We start from the raw sequence: 6,621 nt of genomic DNA, 5'->3' as shown, positions 1-6,621 counted from the left end.
CCGTTGTCCTCCGCGACGTGTACGCCCTGGACGAGGCGGCCTTCGTCGCCCAGGCGCGCCGCGACCTGGAGGCGCTGCGCCAGGGCACCGAGGGGCTCCGGAAAATCCAGGCGGAAGCCGCCCGCTCGCGCGCGCTGTACCGGCAGAAGCAGAGCGTGCCGTACAGCCCGGACGAGAAGCAGCTCCTGGTGTCCACCTGGGCGGCCTTCGTCGACTGCTTCGTGGCCACCGAGAGCGTGCGCCAGCGCTACTGGGAGTTCCTCAAGGTGCCGTCGCTCACCCAGCCGAAGAAGCACGCCTGGGGCTTCCTGCTGACGCACGCCGCGCTCGCCGCGGAGCTGGCCCAGGGGCTGCGCTACGTGGAGCTCGCCGCGGGTCAGCCGCAGCTGGAGGTCCTTCTGGACGAGCCGGGCCCCGAGTACGGCCTGCCGCCGCGCGTCTTCGGCCGCTTCAAGGAGCAGGTGCTCCACGTGGGCACCACCACGCAGCTCTTCACCGGCGACGGCTACCGGGCCACGCTGCACCCCCTCCTGGCGAAGGCCGGCGTACTGGACGAGCCGGGCGTCCCCGCGCTGCTCCAGGCCATGCGGGACGACAGCCACGCCGCGCGCGGCAGCCTCCTCAAGCGCGGCCCGGTGATGTTCGCCCGGGCCGTCGCGGACCTCACCCAGGACACCACCGCGCGCGCGGTGTTCCCGGTGCAGAAGACCGTGGCGGAGTGGATGGGTGACACCCGCGTGCGCCGCGCGGGCAGGCCCCTCATCGCCCGTGAGCAGGCGCTGGGGCTGCTGACGCGCATGGCCCCGGGCGACGTGCTGCTGGCGCGGCAGAACTGGTTCCTGTCCAACATCGGCCTGCCGGGCTTCTGGCCGCACGCGGAGCTCTACGTGGGCACGGCCCAGGACCTGGCCCAGGCCTTCGACGCGGACCCCGAGGTGAAGGCCTGGGTGGCCACCCTGCCCGGCCATCCCCCGACGTTCACCGCGCACCTGGCCCAGGCCTTCCCCGCCAAGTGGGCCGAGTACACCGGCAAGGACGCCCACGGCGACCCGGTGCGCATCATCGAGTCCATCAGCGAGGGCGTGAGCTTCACCGGGGTGGAGCACGGCATGCGGGTGGACTACCTGGGCGTGCTCCGGCCGCGCCTGTCTCCGGTGGACAAGGCCCGCGCCATCCTGCGCGCCTTCACCTTCCAGGGCCGGCCGTACGACTTCAACTTCGACTTCTTCTCCGACCAGACGCTGGTGTGCACGGAGCTCGTCTGGAAGTCCTACGCGCCCGCGAAGGACATGAAGGGGCTGAGCATCCCCCTGGTGAACGTGGCCGGACGGCGCACCCTGCCCGCGAATGAAATCGTCCGGCTGTTCGACGCGGAGTACGGCACGCCCACACGCCAGTTCGACTTTGTCGCCTTCCTGGACGGACGGGAGACCCAGGGTGACGCCATCGAAGCGAACGCCGAGGCCTTCCGTTACACCTACCGTCGCATGAAGTGGGACATCGCCCAGGAGTAGGCCACACCATGACGGAAGACACGGCGAACGAGCTGCTGGACCTCGCCACCGCCCTCTATGAGCGGATGATTGCCCAGCAGCAGGCGAAGGTGCTGCGCCTGGCGCGCGAGGCGGTGCCCAACATCGGGCCGGAGGAGATGCGCAACCCGCACGACTTCCCCCAGTTGAAGGAGCACCCCTCCTTCGAGTTCGAGGACGGAATCCTGGCCGGACTGATTTCGGCGCACATGGCGCTGCGCGCGGAAATCAAGGGTCGGCTGCCTGCTACTCCCCCGGGGGCCTGACGCTCGGCTGCCTGCCTTTGCCGTAGGACCTTCCGTGGGTTACTGGTGCGCACCGTGAGCTTTCCCTCTGGATTCGGCCCGCCGCTGGCACGCGAGCGGCTGGTGTCTTCCCTGGCCGCGGATCCCCCGCGCCTGGACCTGGCGGCCCTGGCCATCGCCACGCTGGGCCGGGTGGACCTGGATGCGCCGGCGTGTCTGCACACGCTGGACGCGCTCGCGTGCCGGGTGCAGGTGGAGGCTGAAAGGCTCAGTGAGAAGGGCGAGGCCCTGGCCCCCCTGCGCGCCCTGCGCCACGTGCTGGCGGACATCGAGGGCTTCCGCGGCAACGAGGACGACTACCACGCCCCGGACAACAGCTTCCTGGACCGGGTGCTGGAGCGGAAGGTGGGGCTGCCGATAACCCTGTCGGTGCTCTACCTGGAGGTCGCGCGCCGCGCGGGCATCCCGCTGTACGGCGTCCCCTTCCCCGGCCACTTCCTGGTGGCGTGCGACGCGGGCGACCACAAGCTGGTGATGGATCCGTTCCACCACGGCGACATCCTCACCGAGCACGGCTGCGAGGAGCTCCTCAAGCGCGTGGCGCCGCAGCTCAAGTTCGACCGCGCGATGCTCGCGCCCGCGCCGGTGGAGCTCATCGCCTACCGCATGCTGTCCAACCTGCGCCGCGTGTACCTGGGGCGCGACGACAGCGAGCAGGGGCTGGCGGTGGTGGACCTGCTGCTGCTGCTGGCGCCGGACCACCCGGGCGAGCTGCGCACGCGCGCGGCGCTGCTCACCACGATGGGGGCCTACCGCGCGGCGCTCAAGGACGTGGAGCGGTGCCTGGAGCTGTCCCCGGACGCGCCGGACCGCGAGCGCCTGGAGCTGCACGCGCGCGAATTGCGCGCCCGGGCCGAGCTGCTCAACTAGGCGAAGTCCCCTGTGCCCCTGGCTGGAAGGAAGTCCCCGCATGTCGTCGGAGTCCGAGCCGAAGCTGAAGCCCTGGCCGCGCCTGCGCCGGGGGTTGGAGCATGACTTCGGCGTGGTGAAGGTGCGCGAGGACAAGGTGGCGGATCCGCGCACGCAGCAGGAGCACCCGCGCGTGCGCATGGAGTGCCCGGACTGGGTCAACGTCATCGCGGTGACGAAGGCGGACGAGCTGGTGATGGTGCGCCAGTTCCGCTTCGGCATCGACGCGCCGACGCTGGAGGTGCCCGGCGGCTGCATCGACCCGGGAGAGGCACCGGCCGCCGCCGCCGCGCGCGAGCTGGAAGAGGAGACGGGCTACCGCGCCGGGCGGCTGGAGGCCCTGGGCGTGGTGCACCCCAACCCGGCCTTCCAGCCCAACCGGTGCCACACCTTCCTGGCGCTCGACTGCGAGCGCGTGCACGCAGGGGACCCGGACGAGGGCGAGGACATCGTCGTGGAGCTGCACCCGCGCGCGGACGTGCCCCGGCTCATCCTGGAAGGTCACATCACGCACTCGCTGGTGGTGGTGGCCTTCTTCCTGGAGCGGCTGCGCGCGGAAGCAAGGCGCTAGGCCCCCTCGCGCTCCCACGTCCCGGAGCGGCCGCCGGACTTGTGGTCCAGCTGCACCGCTTCGATGACCATGCCCCGGTCCACGCTCTTGCACATGTCATAGACGGTGAGCGCCGCCGCGCACGCGGCCGTGAGCGCCTCCATCTCCACGCCCGTGCGGTCCACCGTCTTCACCCGCACGAGGACCTCCAGGCCTTCGTCCACGGGCGTGAGCGTCACGTCCACGCCCGCGAGCGCGATGGGGTGGCACAGGGGCACGAAGTCAGGGGTGCGCTTGGCGGCCATGATGCCCGCGATGCGCGCCGCGGCGAGCACGTCCCCCTTCTCCACCTGCCCCGCGAGGATGCGCTCGCGCGTCGCGGGCAGCATCCGCAGCCGGGCCGTGGCCACCGCCACGCGCTCCGTCTTCGGCTTGTCGCCGACGTCCACCATCTTCACCGGCCGGCCCCCTTCGCCACCGCGGCGAGCAGGTCGTCCGCCACGTCGTCCGGATCCTCCAGCCCCACGGACACGCGGATGAGGCTGTCGCGGATGCCCGCCTGGGCGCGCTCCTCGGGCGTCATCCGACGGGCGCTGGCGCTCGCCGCGTGCATCACCAGCGTGCCCACGTCCCCCAGGGACGGCCCGGGCTTGCACACCCGCAGCGCCTCCAGGAACCGGTCGCCCTCCTTCTGGCCCGCGCCCCGGATTTCGAACGCCACCATGGGCCCGAAGCCACCCTCCAGCACCCGGTCCGCCACCGCGTGGTCCGGATGGGACGCAAGGCCCGGGTAGATGACGCGCTCCAGGAGCGGCGAATCCGACAGTCGCTTCGCCACGTGCGCGGCGTGCTCGTTGTGGGCCTTCATGCGGACCGGCAGCGTGCGCAGGCCGCGCAGCGTGAGCCACGCCTCGAAGGGGCCCAGCACGTCACCCGACAGGATGCGCGCCGAGCGCAGCGGATCCATCCGCGCCTTCGAGCCGCTCACCGTGCCGCCCAAGGCGTCGCTGTGGCCGTTGAGCCACTTGCTGGTGGACTGCACCGCGTAGTCCGCGCCCAATTCCAGCGCGCGCTGCCCGAAGGGCGACGGGAAGGTCGCGTCCACCGCGAACACCGACCCCGCGTCGCGGCACGCCTTCGCGAGGGCGCGGATGTCCGGCACGCGCAGGAGCGGGTTGGAGATGCTCTCCGCCAGCACCATGCGCGGGCGCCACTCGCGGATGCGCGCGGGGGCCTCCGGGTCCGTCTGATTGAGCGGCCGCAGCTCCACGCCCCAGCGGGTGCACAGGTTCTTGTAGAGCAGCCGGGTGACGCCGTAGCCGTCCGTCGGCATCACCAGCACGTCGCCGGCCTTCCACGGCTGCGCGTCGAAGAGCGAGCGCAGCGCGGCCATGCCGCTGGCGTACGCGACACACGCCTCGGCTCCCTCCAGCGCCGCCACCGCCTCCTCCAGCAGCGCCGCGTTGGGCGCGCTGATGCGGGCGTAAGCGTAGTCCTTGCCGTCCAGCGCGTCGGACAGGTCGTCGCTGCTGTCGAACCAGTTCACCGCCGCCGGGAAGATGGGCGGCATGACGGGCACCGCCTTGCTCCCGGTCAACCGGGAGCCCGCGTGCACCGCCACCGTCTTCTGCTTCTTGCTCATTCGCCGTGCTCGATGAGCCAGCGCTCCGCGTCGATGGCGGCCATGCAGCCGGTGCCCGCGGCGGTGATGGCCTGGCGGTAGTAGCTGTCCTGCACGTCGCCGCAGGCGAAGACGCCGGGGATGTTGGTGCGCGTGCTGCCCGGCACCGTCTTGAGGTAGCCGCCCTGGTGCGTCTCCAGGATGCCCTGGAACAGCTCCGTGTTCGGCGTGTGGCCGATGGCGACGAACAGACCCGTGGCGGTGACGAGCTGGCTGTCGTTCGTCTTGAGGTTGCGCACCACCGCGCCCGTCATGCCCTTGTGGTTGCCCACGACCTCTTCCACCGCGGAGTTCCACAGGAAGGAGATCTTCGGGTTGTTGAGCGCGCGCTCCTGCATCACCTTGGAGGCGCGAAGGGTGTCACGGCGGTGGATGAGCGTGACGTGGTTGACGATCTTCGCCAGGTACGTGGCCTCTTCCATGGCCGTGTCCCCGCCGCCCACCACCAGCACGTCCTGCTTCTTGTAGAAGGCGCCGTCGCAGGTGGCGCACGCGGACACGCCGCGGTTCTTGTAGGTGTCCTCGCCCTTGACGTTCAGCCACTTGGCGGTGGCGCCGGTGGAGATGATGACCGTCTCGGAGCGCACCTGCATGCCGCTCTCGCTCTCCAGCAGGAAGGGCCGCTGGGAGAAGTCCACCTTGGTGATGTTCTCCATGTGCAGCGCGGTGCCGAAGCGCTCCGCCTGCTTCTGGAAGCGCTCCATCAGCTCCGGGCCGGTGATGGCCTCCGGGAAGCCGGGGTAGTTCTCCACGTCGGTGGTGACCATGAGCTGGCCACCGGGGACGCGCTGGGGGTGCTCCAGGGTGGGGCCACCGGCGAACACGACGGGCTCCAGGTTGGCGCGCGCCGCGTAGATGGCGGCCGTGTAGCCCGCGGGGCCCGAACCGATGATGGTGACCTTCTGAATCTTGTCCTGCGACACGGCGCCTCCTGCGCGGTTGCGTTTCCGGGCGGGGACGCTAACAGACGCCGCCCTCCAGGCCATGTTACGTACCTGGACCCTATGGATGCCGCTGTCCTCAAGAAGGTTGCGCTCTTCGAGGGATTGACCCAGGGCCAGCTCGCCAAGGTCGCCCGGATTGCCCAATCCCGGACCTATCCGGCGGGCGACTTCGTCTTCCGTGAAGGAGACACCGGCCAGGACATGTTCATCCTCGCCAGCGGCCGGGTGCGCATTTCCAAATCCGTGCCGGGCATTGGCGAGGAGGCGCTCGCCATCCTCGAAACCGGCCAGTATTTCGGGGAGATGGCGGTCATCGAGGATTCGCCCCGCTCCGCGGACGCCATCGCCCACAGCGACTGCACGGTGTGGGTCATCGAGCGGGCGAAGCTGGACCAGCTCATGTTCACGGACAAGGACCTGGCCTACGTGCTCCTCTGGACGTTCGTCCGCACGCTGAGCGAGCGGCTTCGCGAGACGAACGACAAGATCAAGGGCTTCTTCGCCATCTCCCGCTTCTAGCGGTCGAGCGTCACGTCCCTCCTGTCTCCTCGCGCGCCAAGAGCGCGGGTGGAGCACCGCTGTCCGTCCCGCGTCCGGGCCCCTTCGCGCGCACCTGGACGGGGCCATGCCCTGTGCCCGGGAGTGCGCCCTCAGGGCACATGCCTTGCTCTGGCGTGGGCAGCGTGGAGGGAGGCGGGAT

8 protein-coding genes are annotated in these 6,621 nt (G+C 70.6%); 5 read left to right on the top strand and 3 right to left on the bottom strand.

The genetic code is table 11. The features are described from left to right. The 4 genes from D7V93_RS34850 to D7V93_RS34835 all read left to right on the top strand — a co-directional run. On the top strand, positions 1-1,514 hold a 1,514-nt coding region (locus tag D7V93_RS34850; protein ID WP_120647479.1), incomplete at its 5' end, for a YiiX/YebB-like N1pC/P60 family cysteine hydrolase. 8 nt (positions 1,515-1,522) lie between these two features. Further along, positions 1,523-1,798: a hypothetical protein gene (locus D7V93_RS34845; protein ID WP_120647477.1), complete on the top strand. Its 276-nt coding sequence runs from the start codon at positions 1,523-1,525 to the stop codon at positions 1,796-1,798. Between the two features lie 84 nt (positions 1,799-1,882). Next, complete coding sequence (locus D7V93_RS34840) at positions 1,883-2,707, top strand: SirB1 family protein (RefSeq protein ID WP_120647478.1); 825 nt, start codon at positions 1,883-1,885, stop codon at positions 2,705-2,707. 40 nt (positions 2,708-2,747) lie between these two features. Beyond that, a complete protein-coding gene (locus tag D7V93_RS34835; protein ID WP_120647476.1) occupies positions 2,748-3,317 on the top strand; it encodes an NUDIX hydrolase in 570 nt (189 codons plus the stop codon). On the opposite strand, the gene moaC is transcribed toward D7V93_RS34835, so the two are convergent. From moaC to trxB, 3 genes are read right to left on the bottom strand one after another with little or no spacing between them, the layout of a single operon-like run. Beyond that, entirely contained in the window at positions 3,314-3,754 is a 441-nt protein-coding gene (moaC, locus tag D7V93_RS34830; RefSeq protein ID WP_120647475.1) for a cyclic pyranopterin monophosphate synthase MoaC, read from the bottom strand. The two genes, D7V93_RS34835 and moaC, sit on opposite strands and share 4 nt — an antisense overlap. Further along, positions 3,751-4,938, bottom strand: a complete 1,188-nt coding sequence (locus tag D7V93_RS34825; RefSeq protein ID WP_120647474.1) for a trans-sulfuration enzyme family protein — start codon at positions 4,936-4,938, stop codon at positions 3,751-3,753. Before D7V93_RS34825 ends, moaC begins: the two co-directional genes overlap by 4 nt. After that, a complete protein-coding gene (gene trxB, locus D7V93_RS34820) occupies positions 4,935-5,900 on the bottom strand; it encodes a thioredoxin-disulfide reductase (protein WP_120647473.1) in 966 nt (321 codons plus the stop codon). The genes D7V93_RS34825 and trxB overlap by 4 nt, the downstream gene beginning before the upstream one ends. 81 nt (positions 5,901-5,981) lie before the next feature. Here trxB and D7V93_RS34815 point away from each other — a divergent pair, with 81 nt between their 5' ends. After that, positions 5,982-6,440 (top strand): Crp/Fnr family transcriptional regulator, encoded by a 459-nt coding sequence (locus D7V93_RS34815; RefSeq protein ID WP_120647472.1) that lies wholly within the window; start codon positions 5,982-5,984, stop codon positions 6,438-6,440. Positions 6,441-6,621: the final 181 nt, after the last annotated feature.

The organism is Corallococcus llansteffanensis (genome assembly GCF_003612055.1).
In the GTDB taxonomy this organism is placed as follows: Bacteria; Myxococcota; Myxococcia; order Myxococcales; family Myxococcaceae; genus Corallococcus; species Corallococcus llansteffanensis.
Note: the sequence above shows the minus strand (reverse complement) of the source record. Positions and strands in the feature narration are given on the sequence as shown.